At 66.2% G+C, this 20,546-nt stretch carries 18 protein-coding genes; 2 read left to right on the forward strand and 16 right to left on the reverse strand.

The window, feature by feature from the left end; all coding sequences use genetic code 11:
• Nucleotides 1-12: 12 nt before the first annotated feature.
• The 4 genes from OVA30_RS08380 to OVA30_RS08395 form a co-directional block, all read right to left on the reverse strand.
• Entirely contained in the window at nt 13-5,295 is a 5,283-nt protein-coding gene (locus OVA30_RS08380) for a phage tail tape measure protein (protein ID WP_268175173.1), read from the reverse strand.
• Complete coding sequence (locus tag OVA30_RS08385) at nt 5,288-5,413, reverse strand: hypothetical protein (protein ID WP_268175174.1); 126 nt, start codon at nt 5,411-5,413, stop codon at nt 5,288-5,290. Before OVA30_RS08385 ends, OVA30_RS08380 begins: the two co-directional genes overlap by 8 nt.
• A gap of 113 nt (nt 5,414-5,526) precedes the next feature.
• A complete protein-coding gene (locus tag OVA30_RS08390) occupies nt 5,527-5,949 on the reverse strand; it encodes a hypothetical protein (protein ID WP_268175175.1) in 423 nt (140 codons plus the stop codon).
• Between the two features lie 96 nt (nt 5,950-6,045).
• Complete coding sequence (locus OVA30_RS08395) at nt 6,046-6,300, reverse strand: resolvase (protein WP_268175176.1); 255 nt, start codon at nt 6,298-6,300, stop codon at nt 6,046-6,048.
• Nucleotides 6,301-6,564: 264 nt separating this feature from the next.
• Between OVA30_RS08395 and OVA30_RS08400 the strand changes: the two genes are divergently transcribed.
• Nucleotides 6,565-7,593: a Shedu anti-phage system protein SduA domain-containing protein gene (locus OVA30_RS08400; RefSeq protein ID WP_268175177.1), complete on the forward strand. Its 1,029-nt coding sequence runs from the start codon at nt 6,565-6,567 to the stop codon at nt 7,591-7,593.
• Nucleotides 7,594-7,658: 65 nt separating this feature from the next.
• Here OVA30_RS08400 and OVA30_RS08405 read toward each other — a convergent pair whose 3' ends face one another.
• From OVA30_RS08405 to OVA30_RS08440, 8 genes are all read right to left on the reverse strand, one after another.
• A complete protein-coding gene (locus tag OVA30_RS08405) occupies nt 7,659-8,372 on the reverse strand; it encodes a recombinase family protein (protein WP_268175178.1) in 714 nt (237 codons plus the stop codon).
• Between the two features lie 425 nt (nt 8,373-8,797).
• Nucleotides 8,798-9,100 (reverse strand): hypothetical protein, encoded by a 303-nt coding sequence (locus OVA30_RS08410; RefSeq protein WP_268175179.1) that lies wholly within the window; start codon nt 9,098-9,100, stop codon nt 8,798-8,800.
• Between the two features lie 34 nt (nt 9,101-9,134).
• Nucleotides 9,135-9,473, reverse strand: a complete 339-nt coding sequence (locus OVA30_RS08415) for a hypothetical protein (RefSeq protein ID WP_268175180.1) — start codon at nt 9,471-9,473, stop codon at nt 9,135-9,137.
• 282 nt (nt 9,474-9,755) lie between these two features.
• Nucleotides 9,756-12,218: a primase-helicase family protein gene (locus OVA30_RS08420; protein ID WP_268175181.1), complete on the reverse strand. Its 2,463-nt coding sequence runs from the start codon at nt 12,216-12,218 to the stop codon at nt 9,756-9,758.
• A gap of 83 nt (nt 12,219-12,301) precedes the next feature.
• Nucleotides 12,302-12,574, reverse strand: a complete 273-nt coding sequence (locus tag OVA30_RS08425) for a hypothetical protein (protein WP_268175182.1) — start codon at nt 12,572-12,574, stop codon at nt 12,302-12,304.
• Complete coding sequence (locus OVA30_RS08430) at nt 12,561-12,740, reverse strand: helix-turn-helix domain-containing protein (protein WP_268175183.1); 180 nt, start codon at nt 12,738-12,740, stop codon at nt 12,561-12,563. Before OVA30_RS08430 ends, OVA30_RS08425 begins: the two co-directional genes overlap by 14 nt.
• Before the next feature lie 123 nt (nt 12,741-12,863).
• Nucleotides 12,864-13,079, reverse strand: a complete 216-nt coding sequence (locus OVA30_RS08435) for a helix-turn-helix transcriptional regulator (protein WP_268175184.1) — start codon at nt 13,077-13,079, stop codon at nt 12,864-12,866.
• Between the two features lie 189 nt (nt 13,080-13,268).
• Nucleotides 13,269-14,498 carry a tyrosine-type recombinase/integrase gene (locus OVA30_RS08440; RefSeq protein WP_268175185.1) on the reverse strand — a complete coding sequence of 410 codons (1,230 nt, stop codon included), beginning with the start codon at nt 14,496-14,498 and terminating at the stop codon, nt 13,269-13,271.
• Nucleotides 14,499-15,626: 1,128 nt separating this feature from the next.
• Here OVA30_RS08440 and OVA30_RS08445 point away from each other — a divergent pair.
• Nucleotides 15,627-16,865, forward strand: a complete 1,239-nt coding sequence (locus tag OVA30_RS08445) for a glycosyltransferase (protein WP_268175186.1) — start codon at nt 15,627-15,629, stop codon at nt 16,863-16,865.
• A gap of 11 nt (nt 16,866-16,876) precedes the next feature.
• Here the strand turns inward: OVA30_RS08445 and egtD are convergent, their stop codons facing one another.
• The 4 genes from egtD to OVA30_RS08465 all read right to left on the reverse strand — a co-directional run bounded on the left by egtD (nt 16,877) and on the right by OVA30_RS08465 (nt 20,477).
• Nucleotides 16,877-17,824, reverse strand: coding sequence for an L-histidine N(alpha)-methyltransferase (gene egtD, locus OVA30_RS08450; RefSeq protein WP_268175187.1), 948 nt, complete (start codon nt 17,822-17,824; stop codon nt 16,877-16,879).
• Complete coding sequence (locus OVA30_RS08455; RefSeq protein ID WP_268175188.1) at nt 17,821-18,846, reverse strand: class I SAM-dependent methyltransferase; 1,026 nt, start codon at nt 18,844-18,846, stop codon at nt 17,821-17,823. Before OVA30_RS08455 ends, egtD begins: the two co-directional genes overlap by 4 nt.
• Before the next feature lie 2 nt (nt 18,847-18,848).
• The gene (gntA, locus tag OVA30_RS08460; RefSeq protein WP_012253888.1) at nt 18,849-19,604 is read right to left on the reverse strand and encodes a guanitoxin biosynthesis heme-dependent pre-guanitoxin N-hydroxylase GntA; all 756 of its coding nucleotides are present in this window, start codon (nt 19,602-19,604) and stop codon (nt 18,849-18,851) included.
• 276 nt (nt 19,605-19,880) lie between these two features.
• Entirely contained in the window at nt 19,881-20,477 is a 597-nt protein-coding gene (locus tag OVA30_RS08465) for an urea carboxylase-associated family protein (protein WP_268175189.1), read from the reverse strand.
• Between the last annotated feature and the right edge of the window lie 69 nt (nt 20,478-20,546).

Genomic DNA, 20,546 nt, shown 5'->3' on the forward strand with positions numbered 1-20,546 from the left:
TGTTTGTGGGCATCATCCCCCAGCTGTCACCCTCTTGATGAGGGTCTTAATCGAGCCGCCGCGCTGGATGTTCTCGCCAATGGCGTAGACGAAATCGGAGGGGCCGGGCTGAGGCACCTGGTCCCGGTCCACCACGTAGACGTTGCTCTCGGCTCGGGACGAACTCGCGAACCGGGTCGGCTCCACCGGGGGCGCCTTCGCCATTACGCCCGCACCCATGGTGTTCATGCGGTCCAGGGTCTCCCGGCCGATCACGTCCACCGCCGACCGCTTCAGGACGAACTCACCAGGCATGAGGGTCCGGGGCACGCTATCCCGGTTCGGCACCCCGCCCGTGACCATGCCGCCGAGCGCCATGCCAGGTGCGGCAGCGGCGGCTGAGCCACCCCCGAAGAAGCTACTGAGGATCGAACCGAGCCCACCGCCGGAATTGGTGGCGGGGCTGGCACCACCCCCGATGAGGTCACCGAACAGGGCCTTCATGATCTCGTTGGACGCGGCCTTGCTCGCGATCTGCGCCATGTCGGTGAGGAGGGAGGTGGCGAAGATCTTGAAGGCGTCCTTCCCCTTCACCGTGCCGGTGGCGAGGCCCTGGAACAGGTTCGCCATCGAGCCCGACATGCTGGCCATGGACTGCTGCCAGTAGCCGGCCATCTCCTGCGCCGCCGTCTTGAACTCCCCGGTCTTGCGGTCCACCAGCCCGGCTGACGTGAAAAAGTCGAGTGAGCCCCGGCTGAGCGCGGCCCCAACGTCGTCCCGGCGCGCCTCCACCCCACGCTGGAGGTTCGCGTTGGCGGCATAGTCCGCCTCGCGCTTCTTCAGCTCGGTGATGCGCTCCTGGATCGCGGCCCGGCCGGTCTCGGACAGAAGACCCTTGTCGCGGAGCTGTTCGAGCTGCTGTTCAAGAGCCAGCTCCTCCGCCCGGATGGCCGCGGTCTGGCCTTCCAGCTTCAGCCGGTCGGCGGCCTGGCGCGCGGCGGCGTCGGCGGCCTGCACCTCGCCGGCTCCCACCTTCCCGGCCGTCTCCTCACCCTTCAGGAAATCGGCCCGTGCCTTCGTGCGCTCGGCCTCCTCCCGATAGGTCTTCAGCGTCGCCTCACCGATGGCCCGCGCGTTCGCCTCCACCAGCTTGGCGGCCCGGTCGGCATAGCTGCGCTGGATGCGCGCCACCTGGTCTCCCTGCTCATCGGGGGCGAGGGACGCGAAGCGGTCGCTGGTACGCTCGCGCTGGAGGTCTTTGTCCCGGAGGGCGGCCAGGTCGGTGATGGTGCGAGTGGCCGGCGCGAGGTCGGCCGTCCGACCCACAGCACGCTTGTCCAGGGCGAGCTGGTCGGACAGCGATTGCTCATCCCGAGCAAGCTGCCGCTGCTCCAGCGCGATACGCTTCTGGCGGATGGCCCTGGCGTTGGCCTCCTCCGTCGTCGCGGCCTCCGCTCGCGCCTTCCGGCCGGAGGCCTCGCTCTCGTCGAGCGCGTCCCCGGTGGGCGTCACCAGGCGGTCGGCACGGGTGGCCTTGGCGTTGAAGGCGGCCAGCAGCCGGGCCGTGAACTCGGCCGAGGTGTCGGCCTCCTGGCCACCGTTGGCCGTGATGGCCTGCCGCGCCCGGCCCGCGGCCACCCCGGCATCCATCAGCGCCTGGATCGCGCCGCGGTTCGGGTTGGCCAGCAGGGCCGAGCCGCCCGTCTCGCCCTGGTTGTACAAGACATAACGGTTGTCGTCGGACAGGTTCAGGCCCTTGGCCCGAAGGGTCTTGTCGATCTGGTCGAAGTAGCGGATCGCGGCCAGGGCCGACTGAGCCACGTCGGTGGGGTCCGACAGGCCGAAATCGGAGGCTGTGCCTCTGGTGAACTGGAACACGCCGCGCGCCCCGGTGGAGGAGACCGCCGCCGGGTTGAAGTCGCTTTCGAAGGAGCCAAACCGGAGGAGCGTGCGAAGCCGGTCATTCCGGCCGGCACCCTCCGCCGTGTCCGCGATCTGGCGGGCCACCGCGTTGCCGGTCTCGGACAGGGCCGGGGTCCGGTTGAAGCCGGTGGGCGCGGTGACCGCCTCGCGAGCCAGCCGGAGCTGGCCCTGCTGGTCCACGATGTTGATGCCCTGCTGAAGCAGCTCGCGCACCTTGGCGGCCAGCTCGGCCGCCTTGTCAACTGTGGTGGCCGGATCGCGGATTTGCTTTTCGAGCCCTGCCACCTGTGCATCGAGCACGGCCTTCTGTCGGCCGAGCGCCCGTTCCTGAGAGGCCAGCAGGCTCTCCGTGATCCGCCGCCGGGCCTCCGCCACGCGGTCGGTGTAGCCGGCCAGGCGCGCGTCCAGCTCCTCATTCGCAGCGGCCAGGCGCTCGCGCAGCTCGGGCCGGCGCTCCACCTCGTCCGGGTTGGCGGTCTCGGCCTCGATAAGCTGCCGGGCGATGGCCCGCTGACGCTCTACCAGCGCCTTCACCTGTGCCTCGATCTCGCCCGGCTCGGCCGTGTCCCTGGTCACCCCGGCCCGCTTCATCAGCGTGTCGATCTGGGCGGCGGTTGCCTTCCGCTCGGCCTGCAACTCGCGCGTCAGGTCGGGCCGGATGCTGGAGGCGATTTCGTCCAGCTCCTTCGTGACGCCGCGCCGGAGGCTCTTGAGCTGGTCGGTGATCCGCGCGCCGGCCTCGGTCACCGTCTTGTCGGCCGCGCCGGCTGCGCGCAGCTCACCGAGATACCGGTCGAACTCGGCCTCCAGTGTGGCAGCGTCGGCTTGCGTCTCCCGGATCGCGGCGACGATCCGGTCCTTCTTCTCGGTGCCGGTGAGGGTCCGGTCGGTGTCCAACGCTCGGCTGCGCTCGGTCAGCCCCGCCTGGAGGTCGGCCGCACGCTGGCCGAACGCCTGGAACTCGGGCGCCTGCTGGAGGCGGGAGACATCGGCGCGGGCCGACAGCTCGGTGAGCTTGCCCTGCGCCGCGATGGCCCCGGCGTTGGTCTTCACCGCGTCCGCGAACAGGGCCGCGATCTTGTCGAGCCGGTCCAGGGTATCGGTGATGGCCGCCAGGCGAGGGGGGTTCGATGCATCCAGGCGGAGCGGCGCGGCCTCGCGCTCCAGCCGCTGGCGCTCATCAAGGATGAGCTGCTGGTAACGAGACACCCCGAGCGGATCATCCTGGCCGAGCGAGGCCGGGTTGCGGATCACGTCCAGCAGGGGCTTCAGGGCGGTGAGGCCGGAGCGCGCCAGAGCGGCATCGTCCGACCGCGGCCCGGCCGACGCCTTCACCGGGAACCGAGGATCCGCATAGTCCGCCTGGCCGCCGCCGAGCGCGTCGGCAATGCGCTGGTCCGCGCTCCGCCGATCAACGTTGCCCTTGGTGACCAGGGCATCAAGCTCCTTCGCGGTCACCGCGAACTGGCGCTGCAACAGCTCGGTGTTCTGGGACTGAAGCTCGGTGCGCAGCCGCCGGTAGGCCGCGATCAGCTCATCAATCGACGCGGCGTTGGCCGAGATGGACAGCCCGAGGTCGCCGAACGCCTTCTGAGCCTCCAGGATGGTGTTCCGGCGGAGCACCGGGTCGGCGTTCAGCTTCTCCCGACGCTCCAGCAGGAGCCCGAGCTGCTGGTCCAGCCCGCTGATGCCGGTCTCGATGCTCTGCTGTTGGGACAGCACCTCGTTGCGGACGGCCCGCACCTGGTCCAGGGCCTCCTTCGCGCGCTCGGTGTCCGACAGGATGCGGGCGAGGTAGGCACCGCCACCGATGGCCGCGCCGGTCGCCGCGATGGCCAGTACCGCCGGGTTGGCGAGGCCCGCCAGCAGAGGGGCGAGGCTGGCCGCGAGCGCACCGAGACGCAGGCCGGCGGCGGCCACCGCGATGGTGCCAAGCCCGGTGCCGACGATGGGGAGCACCACCCCGAGCTTGTCGGCGGCGGTGGTGAGCGCGGACGCCCCGTCCACTGCGCTGGTGAGCCCGGTGACCATTGGCCGGAGGCTCTTGTCCAGCAGACCGAAGGCGACGTTCCCGAACCGGGTGAGGCTGGCCGTTAGGCTCTCGTTCGCCTTGGCCGCGCCCTCCGCCGCCGCGTTCGACAGGGTGAGGTCGCCGCCAAGCCGCTTGATCACGTCCACCTGGCCGAGCATGGCCGAGTAGGCGGAGGCGGCCCGAAGGTCCAGGGAGCGCAGGGCCTCGGAGGTGCCGAAGCCGGCGCGGCGCAGGTTCTCGATGACGCCGATGAGGCCGTTGGCCCGGAGGTCCACGTCGGCCATGCTGAGGCCGACCTGGCGCAGGCCCTCCTTCAGCTTGTCCGTGGGGGCGGTGAACTCCTGGAAGAACTGCCGGAGGCCGGTGCCGAGCGTCGAACCCGACTTGATGCCGGCCTGCGCCATGCCGCCGAGTGCCGCCGTCAGCTCGGTGAACGACACCCCACTGTCGCGCGCCACGTTGGCGGCATAGGAGATGCCGAGCTGGAGTTGATCCATCCCGAGCTTGGTGCGGTTCAGGGCACCCACGAACACGTCGGCCACGTCACCCGAGCGCGCCGCCTCCAGATTGTAGGCCCCGAGCACCGAGGTGATGGCCTCCACCGACTGCTGGAGGGTGGACCCAGATGCGGCGGCGAGGTCCAGAACCGGCTTCAGCGTCTGGCCGACGCCCTTCGCGGACAGGCCGATCTGGCCGAGCTGGATGGAGACGCCCGCCAGCTCGGTGACGCTGAAGCGCGAGGTGGCGGCGACGGCCAGGAGCTGGTCCCGGAAGCCCGCCATCTCGGTGTTGGTGGTCTCGGTGATGGCCTGGAACTGCCGGAGCCGGTCATCGAACTCAGCGATGTCCCGGAGGCCGGTGCGCAGCACCGTGATCCCCGCGCCAATGGTCGCGTAGTTGGCCGCGATCTGAGCCTGGAGGCCAAACAGGCCACCGCCCGCGCCGCCGGCACCGGGCGGGATACCGCCGCCGGGGAAGCCACCCGGCGGAGTGCCACCGGCACCGCCCGAGCCAGCACCGGAACGGGGGGCTGGTATTGGGGACGATGCCGCCTGTCGGGCCGCCGTCAGAGCAGCGGTCGCCGTCCGAAGGTCGGTCTCGGCCTGGCGGAGCTGGTCTCGGAGCCCGGCCTGGAGGTCGCCGCCCGTGCGCGAGGCGGCCAGCTCGGTGCGGAGCCTGGTGACGGATGCCAGCAGCGGTTCTACGGTTCGCACCGTGCCCGCGAACTGGTCCTGGAGCGCGCGAGCGCCCTGGACCGTCTCGCGGATGTACTGCGCCGTGCGCTGGAGGCCGCTGTTCAGGGTCGCATCGTCCACGACGATATCGACATCCACCTGAGAGTTGTCGCCGCTGCTAGCCATTGACCATCTTCGCGAATGCCAGCATGTCATCCTTGCTGGTAAGTTCATCGGTCGGCGCGGTTTGCTTCGCACCGAAGATGTTGCCGGCAGTGAACATCATGCTCTCGGTGAAGGACATGGCCTTCACCATTTCGAATTGGACCTTCAGGTCTGTGAGCGTGATGAGGTCTTCTAATGTGTGCGACCAATACACGACCGGCAGGGCGCTCGGCTTAACACCAAGCGTGAAAACTACGGTGTCTCGGAAGCTGAGCCCGCCAAGCCAGTCAGCGAGGATCCGACATTCGTCAGCCGCTCCCCGTCCGCCGCGAGGCTGCGCAGGTGCTTCTCCAGCCGCCCGAGAAAAAAATCCGAGAGGTGGTCCTTCACGAAGTCCAGGACCGCTTCACCGTCTTCGACAGTGAGCTGGTGGAGGTTCACGGTCTCGCCCTCGATCCGCCGGCCGCGTTCGTCGCGGGGAGCCAGGCAGATATCCAGGACCGCCTGCCGGGTGGGCGCGTGGAAATCCACATCGGGGAGCCGTTCGAAGCTGCCGACTACTTCGGCCAGCTCATCGAGGCGGCCGAAGTACATCGTCACTTCGTGCGGCGTCTCGCCGATCTTGATGCTGATGGTCGGGACGGGAGATTGAGTGGTCATCTTGTTCTCGCTCAAGCATTGGCGCCAAGCGAGAGATGGTTACTGTAACAGACGATGCAATACGCCGACCTTGATTAAGTCGGAGCAATGCCGGTGCTTTCCACGTGGAGATCAAGTCGAAGCTAGTTGTTCGATGCGATCCAGCACCCGCTTCACCGCAACAGGGGACCACTGGAGCGCTTGAGGTGGTGCGATACCGGCCTGGTTCAGGCCGGCCGCCAGGGCACGCAGGGACGCGGCGCCTCCGGTGCGCAGCTCGGTGATGACGGGGGCGAGGTCGGCGGCCCGCCGTTGCGCTCGTCCGGAACGGATCGCGGCCGACGCCTGCGACGCTTGGCGGGCCAGGGCGGGAAGGTGGTGGGTCATGGGTGAAAGGTGGGCTGCGGCCGGTTGCGGGGCAAGTAAGCCAAACAGGTATCAGCCCGGTCGCATTCCCATCAACGAAGGAGAGCCCTCACCTCTGCGTGCGTGCTCAGCCGGCGTTTGTTATAGCTGGGAGATATCAGCTAACCGCGGCCGGTTTGAGAAGCGGCGGATCTATAGGTTGCGCTAGCATCAATCTTTTACAAACGCTTGATATCGGCAGCGGCGGCGAAATGACAGCAGTTTCGTAAATCTAGAGGTGCAAAAGTGGCCAACTATTATGCAGAAATGTTTGCTCACTTATTGAGCGCCGTTCAAGACGGCGGTCGTGCGGCACGAGATCACATTACTGAGATTGCAGTTAATGGTGATGGCCTAGACGAAATATTGCCGGCGTATGCCTCACTTGCGGCATGGCGCCAAGACGGCTTTGCCGAAATAGTGCGCATTGCACTCTCCGGTGACAGCGTAAAAATCAAGTCCGCAGCGCTAACGGTACTATCTGCAATAGCGGAGAAGGGCTGTGTGCCGCCCAGTATCATGATTGGAGAAGAACTTGCAAGAATTGTCAATATCAAGTTATCGGATGAGGACCGGCCCGATGCTCGTCGCGCGCTGACTAGCATGGTAATGCAAATTCCGACAGAGGATTTGATAATCCCAATAAGTCAATCTTTTATCCATTACGCGATGGGTGGAACAGATGCTCCCTACATTCTGACTTCTGCCATATCATCGAAATGGCTGAAGTTTGGGCCGGCGGTGCTCGACCGCTTTGAAGAAATGCTTGTCACTGACGCGGATAATGAGCCCGCATTCCAGGCCTTTTTTACTGCTTACCCACAGATGCTAGACCCGATGGTAGTAAGAGCGTGGAGCCAGCCAGATCTCCACGGAGCGGAAGAGCCTGATTTCGTGCTTCAACGAGCGGATGACACTTACCTCGTTGTAGAGATTGAAACGCCCGGTAAGCTACTAATCAGACAGGACGGTCAGCTTGCGGCTGAGGCCACGCATGCAGAAAAACAAGTAAACGACTATGCAACATTCCTGAATGAACGAATTGGCGAGGCGAGGCGTGTATTCCCAAACTATCGTCCCGCAGACAAGATGGCTGTGATCGGTCTACAGAGGTCTTTGACTGACGTGCAGGCACGTGCTCTTTCTGCCACAAATGAGGCAAGGCACAAGCTTGTGACGGTTGGGTTCGATTGGCTGTTAGATCGCGCTCGTCGAGTACTGCAAAATCTCAGTGAGGGTGAGATACAAATCGTGGAACGAGGAAGAATGATCTAAACCCCCCGTTTGGTCTGCGAGGCTGCTTGTGCACGGAGATTTAAGGTCTCGCGACGACGGAACTTTTATGCCGTATCACAGCGACGGCTCGGTTCTGGAAGGCTGTCGATCCTGCCTAAAACACGTCTCACAGCGGTGGCAGTCCAGGCGGCGCCTCGCGGCGTGGTGATGCCGCGCCGGCCAAGGCCGGCAGCGATGTCCCGCAACGATGAGGCCCCTTCAGAGCGCAGCTCTGCGATGTCTCGCGCGAGATCCGAAGCCCGGTCTTGTGCCTTCAGAGACCGCACCGAGGCGGAGGCTTCAGCCGCTCTGCCGGCCTGCGCCGGGAGGTGGTGTATCGGACCACCAAGCTTGACGCCTCGCTCCTTCGCAGCCGCGAGAGCGGCCTTCGTGCGGGCGGATATCATCTTGCGTTCGGCTTGCGCCACAACGGCCATGATCCCGACGACCATCTCGTTGGCCTCGGGCATGTCGGCCGCGACGAAGCGTACACCGGCCCGCTGGAGACCAAGCAGAAAGTGAGCGTCACGGCTGAGGCGGTCGAGCTTCGCAATCACTAGGATGGCGTTGTGAAGGCGGCACAGGCGCAAGGCCTCGGTGAGCTTTGGCCGGTCCGCCCGCTTGCCGCTCTCCACCTCCACCAGCTCAGTAACCAGCGACCACCGGCCCCCGTTGAGGAAGTCGCTCACCGCCTTGCGTTGCGCCTCCAGCCCGAGGCCGCTGTCACCCTGCCGCTTGGTGGAGACGCGCAGGTAGCTGACGAAGCGCCCTTCGGCCATGGTCGGTGCCTCTGTGTCGGTGACCAGTACGACCGTACTGGCTAACGACACGCTTCATGGCAAAGCCTGACCTTGTTGGTCAATCAAACAATCACACGAACAAACTCAATAAACTACTTGACAAACAAACTACAAGCCATCCGTGGGTCCTTTTTCACAGATATTAACTCACCTTAATAAACACTATATGCCGTGTATTCTTTCGGAAAATTTTGCTTTTACTTGAATGATAACAGGGGTGCGAGGTAGTCCCGGAAGCCGGCCGGGGTGAACGCCACGCCACCAGGAGGGCGGGGGTTGAGCGTCTGGGCGTAGACGTGCGCCCACTTCCGCACCTGGTCCGGGTCGGTCTCCTCCTGCCCGAGGTCGCGCGCGAGGCTGAGCTTCCAGGTGGTGGGGTCAAGCTGTCCTGGCTGAGCACTGACCTACAGCCGTCTAGGGGCGCCCGTCTCCCTGGTCTCAAGGATCTCGGCTGCGTACCTGCTGCGCGCCGCACCATCACTCACTAAGCCGACGCGCTTGCACCAAGCCAGGAAGTCGTCCGGCTCGATCGTCACGCGCACGACCTCGACCCCACTGCGCTGAACCACCTGTTCGACCTGCTCGGTGGCGAGTAGCCAGGCCCCATGCCGTTCCGGCAGCTTCGCACCATCGGCGAGGCCGGTTCGCAGGAAGGAGTAGTCCTCCGCACGGTACCAGGGCAGAGCGACGCGGCGGGGACGGTCCATGGTATCTGCTGTCTCGAGGGTCATCCGGTCGAAGCTACACCGACGACAAGCTGTTGAGGTAGTCGCGGAAGCCGGCCGGCGTGAAACGCACCGAGCCCTGCATTGGGCCGTCGCGCTCAGCCAAGCGCCGCACCCACTCCGAGGTCGCGAAGTTGCACCCCAGATTGGTGCGCATGAAGTCGAGCATGTAGGCCCGGCTGTCGAAGGGCTCGCCATGCCGGCTGGCGAGCCAGCCGAGGATGTCGGAGATCCGGTAGTAGCAGGGCCGTCCAGAGGCCGGCTTGAACCAAGAAACGGGCAGTTCAGACGGTCCGATGCCTCGACATCGCCACGTCCCCCAATTGCCCCGGTCGACCCCCAGGAGGGCAACCACCGAGCTTGTGGGGATCACGGACCAAGGGCGGTGGTCTCCGAGAGCGATTTCGGAGGGGTGAGGAAGATCGCTCAGGGTGGTGGCGAGCTTCTTGATAGTAGCGCCACCGTGCGCGGAAGGGGTCTGGTCGAAAGCTGCTTTTGGAGCGCCTTCCGCTGTCTCATGTCTCATGTCTCACACCCTTTTATTTTGATGGGGAAAATGAAGTGAGAGGATAGAGAGAGAGACAGTAGGAGGGAGCGGGAGGGTTGCACGCCTGTGAGACGTGAGACCTGAGACGGATCAGGCCGCACCGGCCGCCTCCACCGATTGGAGGTAATCCTCAAGCGTCCGGTGACGGTAGACGGGCTCGCCCGGCTGAGCGGGGAAAGACAGCACGACATTCGCCGCCTCCGAGCGACCGGCAGGACGAGAGGTGCCGGGCGACCGCAGGTATTCGGCCTTGATCTCATCCAAGCCGACCGCCGCCCACCGAGCACCATCGCGGATCGCCCACGGCCTGATCTTCGCGCCACCGGGGAGCCGCATGTCGTTGCCGTCGTTGAGCCGCCTGCCGCCGACGTCCTTGATTGCCGCTGTGACCTTACCCGTCCGCAGGCGCTCCGTAGCAGGGAAGTAGCCGGAAGAGAGCAGGGCAGCGCGTACCTCCTCGACGGTCGTCACGTCCCGGTGGAAGGGAGCCACGCCGCCAGCGAGGAGGGTCTTCAGAGCATCAGCAGTCGGCGTCAGCGATGCATCCTGCGCCCGGACCTTGGCATCGGTCATCGGCGGCTTGGCCTTCGGATTGAAGGCCGAAATGTCCCGTTGCATGAGCCAAGCGGCGAAGGCCGGCAGCGTCACGCCGTCATCGAGCGCGGCATAGAGGGCGGCGAAGTAGTCGGGCGGGGCCGGAACCTCCGTTGTCTCGCTCACATGGAAGCGCCGGTCGTTCCCCGTGACGGTGATCGCCGCCTCATGGTTGGTGAGCAGCAGCACCCCACGCGGGCACCGGCCGCTGTAGAGCGGCACCTGCTTATCCTGAACGGTGAAGGTCTCGCCGGTGAACAGTTCCTTGAACCGCTCGTAGATCTCGTACCGCTGGCCGTGGGCCGCCTCCTCGATCACCAACGCCTGCACGTTGACGAGCCGCGAGGTCCACTTGTCGGCCAACTCGTCACCCTCGACCTTGCGAGCGTTGCGATCGCCGATGAGCCCCCGAACGATGATCCCGATCGTCGTCTTGCCGGTCCCTTGAGGGCCGGTCACCATGAGGCCGTGAGCGATCTTCACACCCGGGTGCAGAAGCATGTGAGCGAGGTAGTCGAGGACGTGCTCGCGCTCGGCTGCCTTCGGGAAGAGATAGTCGAAGTGCCGAAGGATCGGCTCGGCGCCGTCCGTGCTTTCGGCCGGGATCACGCCTTCCGGCCGCCACATGTTCGCAACAGGCCGCCCGACCTCACCGGCGATCATGAGGCGGGTGTCGCCCGGCAGATAGTCCAGCCGACGCACCATCGGCATGGTAGCGGCCGCATGCATCTGGTCGAGGGGATCGCGGCCCACCTTGGCGCGGTTCAGCGCCTGCACTGCCTTGGGCCGCACCACCTCTCCGGTGGAGGGCACGTAGTAGCGATCGGTTTCGAGGTCGTAGACCGCGTCGGCCTGCGCAGCGATGACCGACGTCTTCTGGTAACCCAGCGCGATCGGCGAATGGGTCGTGCCGAAGAACGGACACGTCCGGCAGCCCTCGAACTCCCCGCTCGCCCATTGGCAGGTCATCGGCTTGAACGCGGTGACGGCCTGGGCGAGCTTCGCGTCCGTCCCCTCCGGCGTGTAGCCGTGGTAGGCCGCGCTCGTTTCATGGGCCAAGCGGTAGCCGTCCTCGCACCGGCCGCAGAGGCCGAGCCAGCGGTACCAGTGCGGCTCGGACAGCGTGGCGACATGCTCGATGCAGTGCCGGGCGAAGGCGCAGCCGGTGAGCAGCGGCTCCAACTCGGGCAGGCGCGAGCTGGTGAACGAGCCCACGCCCAGTAGATCGGTGACCTTGCCATCCTTCGGCGCGGTAACGTCCGGCCGGGGCAGCAGCTTGCCGACGACGAGGGCGACGGCCGCCGCTTCCTCGATCCGATCGCTGTTGTAAATGATGCAGACAGGGCTTGAGCCATTGCCCTTGCGATTGACGGTGCCAGGAATGCGAACGACGCGGGAGAGGTCGGCGGTACCGTCGAGGATGAAGCCATGAGCCGAGAACGTTCGCCGCAAGCGAGCCTGCCACGCCTCGGACAGCACCTTCGCCTCGGCGCGATCCTCCGAGGTCTCGATCATCCTGGGATTGGTGAAGGTCCAATGCGCATGGACGCCGCCGCCAGTGAACACGACGAGCGTCGGGGCCGGCAAACCAGCCTCTGCGATCAGGCTCATAGCCTCGTCCGCGTCGCCAGGCAGCCTCGTGGCGTCGGCCGAGTGGGCACCGCCCCGAAGGTCGATGTCGGCGAAGAGGCCGGACACAAAGCAAACGTCGGCCTCGACCCCGCGCTTGCCGGCTTTGAGCGTTTCGGTTTGGAGGCCGCGACCGGCGTAGACGTCACCAGCCGCCGCCAGTTCGACAGCGCGGGCCGCGGCCTTCTCGATATCGGACAACGCGAAGTGCTCGGACTTCTTCGTCTGCTTCATCCAGAGCACGATCGTGCCTGTCGAAGCACCGAGAAAAAGATGACGAAGAAAACTGAGCGTTTCGTTGCCTTCAGTAACGCGATGATCCATATTCATTTGCTAGCAGTTCCTGCGAGGAGTTGCGGCGATTAATTCGGGCCTGAGGTGCGGGACGCCTCAGGCCCTTTTTGTTGTCTCGACTAGGCCGGGTGCAGGTGCTGCAGCTCGGCGAGCATTTCCCTCTCGCGGCTCCTCCACGGTGAGCCGAACCACGCATCGACGGCGGCATCCGTGGCGAAGGTCCGATCGCCAGACCCGGAGCATCGAGGCCCGAACCCGGCACGGCGGAAGGCGTCGAACGCCTCCGGCGTGATCCTGAAGCAGACATGGGCCAGCGACTGACGGGTGACACGACCATCGGCCGATGCGCCCGGTGAGTGGCAGGGTTCGTGGAGGGGCTCACGCGGCAGCATCGACCCGCTCCCCCTTCAGCAGTCGCTCAAGGTCGACAGCAGGAACGAAGATCTTGCCGCCGATCTTGATGCGCGGAAGGCGCTTGTCGATGAAAGCCAGAGAGCACCCGAGGCGCTCTTGAACCTCTTTACGGGTATAGAACTCTTTCTCTTTGCTCTCGATCATCACCATGCCACCTTGTTTGCTTCTGCAAACAGATAGATGTGCATGGGAGATGATTAGGGCAAATGACGTACCCTAAGAGTTAGGGGAGGTGATCTGTTGATCTACTTCTGGATCAAGATCAGCCTAGCCGGCAGTGCGATCCTCAATCCAGGCATTGAGGTCCCTGCGCCGGAACCCGTGGACGCGCTCGCTGAGCCGCACGAGACGGGGGCCGCGCCCGGCCGAGAGATACCGCCGCATCGTGGCAATGCTGACACCCGCCTCGGCGCAGGCATCGCGGAAGCGGACCACGCGGTTATCAGCCGGGCAGCTCTCGCCCGCATTAATGTTCGGAGACATGGAGGTTCCAGTTCTAGCGTCGAGAACTGGGGTTCGGCCCTACGCTGAGGCGTGGACCTATCCGCCACCTGCACCCAGTTCGAGGGCAGGTCAGGATTGAAATAGAACTTCGATCTAATTAGCGCGTCAGATTAGATCAGACAAGTGCAAAGAGCGCCTTTTGCAGTCCATCTAAATTCCACATGGAAATTAGGTGGAGCCGGAAGGTCCCGTCTCTGCCAGCTTCAGCACGTGAGCCGCCCATGCATCCAGCGCAGCCCGACGCTCTGCAGCGTAGTCATGGCGCTGGTAAACCCCGACGATGCCGCCGAACGTGCCGCTCACGTGGTTCAAGGCCTTCTCGACGACCTCGATAGGCGTCCCAAGGCGCGCCATACCCGTCGCGACCGTCCGTCGAAGGTCGTGGACCACCCATGGCTCTCCAAAGCCAAGTTGGCGGTCCAGCCGCGCCTTGGACTTCGAGAACCCCGAGAACGGCCCCCTCCCGCCCCCAAAAACGTAGAGCCTGCCGTCGATGCGCGGCGTCGCCGCGAGGATGTCCAGCGCCGGCCCGCTCAGATGCACCACGTGAGGCCGCCCATTCTTCGACCGAGCGGCCGGTAGGCGCCACACCGCGGCAGCCGTATCGATCTCGCCCCATTGAAGCTCCGCGACCTCGTCGCGGCGGGCGCCGGTCAGGGCGAGCAAGCGGATGATCCGGCCATAGTCTCCAGTCGGCGGGCAGGCCCGCCACACCGCGGAAAGCTCATCGTCGGTGAGCACCCGTTCGCGACGCACTTCAACAGCGGGCGGGTTCGTGCCGGTGACGGGATTGCTCTCCGCCAAATCTTCTCCGATCGCCCAGACGTAGACTGTCGAGAGCGTGCGGCGTGCCCGTAGCGCGGCCTGCGGCCCAGACCCATCCGGGGCCGGCCGCGCGATCTTTCGCAGCTGCTCAGCCACATCCGCCCGCCGCACCGAGGCCAGAGGCAGGGCGTGAAGCACCAGCCAATGCTGATTGAGATGTGTGCGGAGGTTCGCGAGGGTGGACGGCCGCAATCGCCCCTCCGCGGCGGCGGTATACAGGTCGAAGGCCTCCTTGACCGTGAGCGCGGCTTTGGTCCGCTCGGCACGTTCGACACGCCGCGCCGACCGTGTGTCCTCCCCGAGCGCAGCCTTTAACAGATGCTCACGTGCCAATCGCCGGGCATCGGTGGCGTCTATGAGGCCTACCGCGCCGAGTGTGATGAGGGATGAGCGCCCCCCACCGCGTGGAGGCCGTACCACCCATGTCGCCCGCTCGCCGCGAAGCCGGTAGCCGAAACCGGGGAGTTCGGCATCCCACCAAACCCGCTCGGCCTGCCCTGGTACCAGGGCCAGCTTGGTAGTCGCAGAGCGCGTCAGGCGCACCAAGTTCTCGGCAACAGCACGGCGGGCCATCAGGGTCTCGGGGCGCATTAGGGGTGCAGCAAGCAATCTCGCCCGCAGCTTTATGCCACGATCCGTGAGAGGGTCCTAAAGGGAAATGATGCACTATTCTGCGCCCCGAGCGCATATGAGTGGATCGTTCTTCACCTTTACACGGAGAGGGTCGGCGGTTCGAGCCCGTCACCGCCCACCAATCCGGGCGCAGGATGGTTCAGAGGCGGGCCCACCAGTGCCTGCCGGCTCCGACTAAGCGTTTCCGACGGAACACCTCTGTCTCGAAGCTCGTCCGCGATCGATGCAGGCTCCGCGCCTGAACATCCCGCTGCGGGGGCGTGCGGACGAACCGCATTGTCCGGTGCAGGCGAAAACTGAAACCAGAAGCTCGATCCGCGTTCCTCGTTCAGGCATGAGCGGGGAATGACATGGAAGGTGGGTTGATCTGGCTCGGCATTATCGCCGGCATCCTGGGGTTGAGCGGCGTCGGCTACTTGTTTGCCGCCTGGGCGAAGGCGCGGAGGGAGCCGCGCTGACATCTGTCGCGCCGGAGGGGAGGGGCCTTGGGCCCCGCCGCGCGGTTCACCGCGATGCGAGCGACGCCTGCCGATCGCGCGGCTCGTACCGGTTCGAGGCGTCCCGTACCGCCGCATTGCCGTTATCGCTGGGCTGAAGCCTCGTATCTCCGGCCCGATCGGTCTTCTCTTTGCCGCGAAGCAACAGCGGCACGATGCGCGTCGAGCGCCGGTAGATCCAGGCCTCGTGCCGGCGGCGCCGAGGACGTCCATACTGGACGGTTTCTTTTCCACACATGGTCATTCTTCACGGTGACGTCTGGCTGACTGGTCCCGGAAGCTAACCGCGAACTCTCTCGACGCATTGACTGTACGTCCCAAAATTCACGCCGCCGCGCTTTGCCGCACGGGCGCCGCGCCGTTGCAACGCGAGCAAGGCCTCGCTTGATCGGCTGCGGCATCTGCTTCCGCGATGAAGCGCCGTCCTCCGAAGCAGATTTTTTGCACTGGCGGAGCGCCGACGCGGATGAATTGCCCCGGCTGAGCCGCTCAACCCTTTGGTGCAGAAGAAGGCGCATGTCAGCGCCCGCTGCGTTGCGCCGGTTGGACGAGAGGGTACCGGCGCTCCGGAATGACGGATTTTCTGTTCGTTCACGACCATTTCCCAGGCCCGTTTGGCTTTCTCGCCGAGGCGCTGATGGATCGAGGGCATCGCTGCGCGGCCATCGCCGGAGAGGCCGCGCCGGGCTTGGCCGGCTTGCCGATCCTGCGGTGGCGTCCGGGGCGGAAGGTGACACCGGGCCTGTTTCCGCTGGCCCATCCGACCGAAGCGGCGTTCATCAACGCCACCGCCGCCCTGCGATGCGCGCTCGACCTGCGCAAACACGGCTTCGACCCGGCCGTCATCGTCGGGCATCCGGGGCGCGGGGAATCGCTGCTACTCAACCAAGTCTTCCCCCGCGCGCGTCGGCTCGCCTACGCGCCGTATTACCGGGCGGACGGGGATGCGCTCGGCTTCGATTCCGAGTGGACGCGCCCGCCTAACCTCGAAGACCGCGTGCGCGACCGCGCCGGGAACGCGGCGTTGGCCATGGCCTATGCCGAGGCCGAGCGGCTGGTCTGCCCGACGGAGTTCCAGCGCAGCCTGCTGCCGGCGGGCTTGCGGGCGCAGGCCAGCGTGATTCACGAAGGCATCGACACGGACGAGGTGCGCTACGATCCCCATGCCGTCGTGCATCTGCCGAATGGGCGCAAGCTGACCAAGGCTTGGCCGGTCATCACCTTCATCGCTCGGCAATTGGAGCCATTGCGCGGCTTCCCGACCTTCATGCGTGCCCTGCCGGCGCTGCTCGAAGCCGTGCCCCAGGCCGAGATTTTGGTGGTCGGGAGCGACGGGCGCGGGAATGGCGCGGCAAAGGGGGCCCAGTCGCAGACGTGGAAGGACCGCATGCTGGCCGAGCTGGAGGGCCGGCTCGATCTCGAACGCCTCCACTTCCTCCCCCGGCTCACGCACGCGGAGATGGTGGCCGCCCTCTCGGTGGCCACGGCTCATGTCGCCTACACCTATCCCTTCTCGCTCTCGCGGGTCTTCCTGAAGGCGATGGCGTGCGAATGCCTCGTGATCGCCTCGGACACTGCGCCGGTACGGGAGGTGGTGCGGGACGGCGTTAACGGGATCGTCCGCGATTTCTTCGACGCCGACGCGCTGGCGGAAGCGCTCATCGACGCCTGCCGCACACCCGAACGGTGGCGGCCCCTGCGGGAGGCGGCCCGGCGGACGGTGATCGACCGCTACGACCGGCGGCGTCACTGCCTGCCGACTTGGCTCGCGCTCCTGACCTATCTCGCCGACGCGCCGGCCCGTGCCTGAGCGGCTTGGACCTATCGCGCCCGGAACAGGTGAAGGCTGAAGCCGCTGTCCTCATCGACCCAGAGGCGGACCGGCTCCCAGCCCTGCGCCGAAGCCAGGGCTCGAAACGTGTCCGGCGCGTATTTGTGGGAGGTGTCGGTGCGGATGCTCTCGCCGGCCGCGAAGCGGATCGTCCGGTCGCCGAGCCGGTAGGCGCCGGGCCGGTTTGCCACGAGATGGGCCTCCACCCGGAACGGGTCGTCGGCAAGCCGTACCTCGTGGCGGAAGTTGCTCCGGTCGAAATCGCTGCCGAGTTCCCGGTTCATCCGCTCGATGAGGTTGAGGTGTAGCGCCGGCATCAGCCCGCCCGCCTCCCCGTAGGCGCGGCGTAAGCGGGCTGGGTCGTGCGTCGGGTCGGCCCCGACCAGGAAGTGGCTCGGCCCCAGCGTCTCCCGCGCCCGCGCCAGGAAGCCCTCCGCCTGCTCCGGCGTGAAGTTGCCGATGCTGGTGCCGGGAAAGAAGCCGAGGATCGGCGGCACGGCGGCCCCTGGCGGCAGGCGGATCGGCTTCGAGTAATCCGCGCAGACCGGAATCATCGGCACGGCCGGATAATCCGGGGCGAGGCGCGCAATCGCCGCTTCGAGATAGGCTCCCGAGATGTCGAGGGCGAGGTAGGCGGCCGGCGCCTCCAGGGCGTCGAGCAGGGTTCTGATCTTCCGGCTCGCGCCGCTGCCGAATTCCACGACGCTGACGCCTGGGCCGACGAGGGCTGCCACCTCCGCCGCGACCCGCGGCAGCAGCGCCATTTCCCGCTTCGTCGGGTAGTAGTCCGGATGGGCGCAGATCCGGTCGAACAGGTCCGAGCCGGTCTCGTCCCAGAGGTATTTGCCGGGCAGGGTCTTCACCTCGCCCGACAGGCCGGCGAGCGCGTCCCGAAGGAATTCGGCACGCTCGCTGGCCACTGCCTCTGCCGCGCTCATTGCGGTCCGGTCGGGCGGGTGGCGGTGAGAACCACGAGCGCGATGCGCTCGGCCGCCGCATAGCCCGGATCGTCGAGTTCCTCGCCGTACTCGTCCGGATCGAACTCGCGGTACGAGACCTCGAGACCGGCCCGCGCGCAGATCGCGCTGGCCTCCTCCCGGAAGCCGTCATGGCCTTCGACGATGGCCGAGCCGGTGAACAGGACAAGGCTGCCGCCCGGCGCCAATCGCTCGGCCGCCGCCTCGACCACGCGCAGCGACAACCCGGCTCCGAGCGGTCCGCCGCCGTGCCGGTAGGCCCGACCGCCGGAATCCACCATGAAGGGCGGGTTCGAGACGATGAGATCGAACGATCCCTCGACGTTGCTCAGCATGTCACTGTGAACGGGGCGCACGTTGTCGACGCCCGCGAGCCGCGCATTGATGCGCGCGGCGCGAAGGGCGGCCGGGTTGATGTCGACGAGGACGACCTCGGCCTCCGGCAACCGCTTGGCGACGAGGATGCCCGCCGCGCCCGAGCCGCAGCCGATATCGGCCGCCCGCCGCGGCGCCGGATGCCCGGCCCTGGCCCGCTCTTCGAGATGGGCAAGGACAGCCTCGGCGAAGCGCATGGTGTCGGGGCCGAAGAACACGGAATCAGCCGCCAAAGGCGGATAGGCCGCATGCACGAATAACGTGTCGTCGAGGCTCGACAGCCGAATCCCCGCCTTCAGGAGAGAACCGTCCGGCCCTTCCGAACGGTGCAGCACGCCCGCCCGCTCCATCAGATCAGTGAGTTCCGCCGGGATCAGGCCGTCGCGAAACGGGCGGCTCCAGCCCAGCACGTCCCGTAGCGATCGCGCGAGGGCGTTCTCGGGCCGGGCGTTCACCCGGGCATGGGTGGCGGGCGTGACGGTGGTGAACCGATAGCCGGTGTCCCGCACCGCGCGAGCGAGGGCGAGGAGCGCGTCCTCGCGGTCCTCATGGCGGGCGTCCGGCTCCTGGGAGGTCGCGGGATGCGATGGAGCGTCGGCGATCGTCATCCTCAACCCTCCATCTGTCCGGCGAGGAAGGCGCCGGAGCGCAGATCCGCCGCGACCTGCTGCGCATCCCATTCCACCGCTCCCTCCTGACGGTGGTAGGGGCAGACCCAATCGTCCGGCACGGCGCGTCCGCTGAATTGCCGGGCCGCGGAGCGCTCGCCGTGCTGCGCGAGCATCGGGTTGACTGACCCAGTCCAAGCCACGTCCCGCTCGACGATGGAGTCGCGCAGCCGGTCGTAGCGCCCCTCGGCCCGCAGGCGCTCGAACTGGTCGTGCAGGTTGAACACCAGCACCGGGTGCTCGAAGCGGCGCGCCTTGCGGCTCGCGCCGGGATGCAGCCCGACGATGAAGAAGCCTTCGCCCCCGAGGCTCATCGAGAAATGCGTGTCTTCCGGGTTGGCCGACACGCGCGGATCCTGGGCATGACCCAGCTCGCTGTCGCGGTCGGACAGCGACTGCATCCGCCGCCAGAGTGCGGCCTCGAACGCCTCCTCGGAGAGGTGGTGCGGACCTTCGAACACGACGGCAAAGCTCTGGAACTGGTCGCGCCGGGCGCGATAGCGGCAGATGAAGGCTAGCAGCGCCGGATAGATCCGCGCGTCGTCGCTGTCGGAGGCGACGTCTCGGGCGACCAGAACCTTCAGCTGGCCACGGGACAGAGCGGATTTGGCGCCGACACAAGGGAAGGGCTGTTGGCGGATGAAGTGCCGGAAACGCTCAGCGAGCGGATGGCCGGTGTCGTCGGTAGGCAGCAGCATGACACCTCGTGGAACGCAGGCAAACGAACGACGCGACCGAGCCTGTCGACCCGGTACGGGGAAGATCGTGGGAGAGAAGGCGACCGTGATGCAGTCCGCCAACCCTCGGAGAAGGTGAACTGCGCGGGGGAACCTCAGTCTGTGACCATTGTTCCGCCGGGTCTGGGGATAACCAGAGGGCTACGATGCCGGTTTCATCTATGTATTGTCTTGATCCGCCGCGGCATCGTAGCGCAGTATTCTATCGGCTGATGACCGTGTCTTCGCGGCGGAGCCTCAAGATTCGATCTCGTAATGGATCGGCTTGAAGGAGAAGTTGTTCGACTGCAGGGCCGAGCAGGCCGTCAGGCCGACGACGAGGTCGGTCTCGGCCACGAAACTCACCCGGTCGCCGGCTTGGCTGAGCGGTGGGCGCACCGCGATCTCGCCGCTCTGCCCATCGACGGTGACATGCATGAACACGTTGAAGGCGACCGGGATGCGGTCCGGCTTGATCCCGTAGGGCGCCAGCGCTTCGGCGAGGTTGCCGAAACAGCCCCGGTGCGGGTGTTCGTCGCCGTAGATGATCCGGAAGGTGTCGGCCGAGCAGGGCGTGAGCAGGAAGTCGTGCCGGCCCACCGTGTCCTCGACGATGCGCAGGAGCACGTTGGAGCGGTTGGAGTAGATCGGGTCGCCCGTCGTCAGGAAGATGCGCGAGGCGTAGTCGATGGTGCGGCCCGAGGAGATCACCTCATCGAGATCGTCTCGGCGGAAGGCCACGAGGTCGGCCACCTGCTCGCCCTGGGGGTCGATCACGGTGAGGCGCTGGCCGCGATCCAGCGTGAAGGCCGCCCCCGAGCGCGGCGGGATCTCATGGCGCACCGGTCGGCTCATCCGTGGTTCTCTCCTTGCAGCAGGTAAGGCCCGCGGGTTCGCGCGCCGATTGGCAGCGGCCCCAAGCTT

The sequence above is a fragment of the Methylorubrum sp. SL192 genome (assembly GCF_026672325.1).
In the GTDB taxonomy this organism is placed as follows: domain Bacteria; phylum Pseudomonadota; class Alphaproteobacteria; order Rhizobiales; family Beijerinckiaceae; genus Methylobacterium; species Methylobacterium extorquens.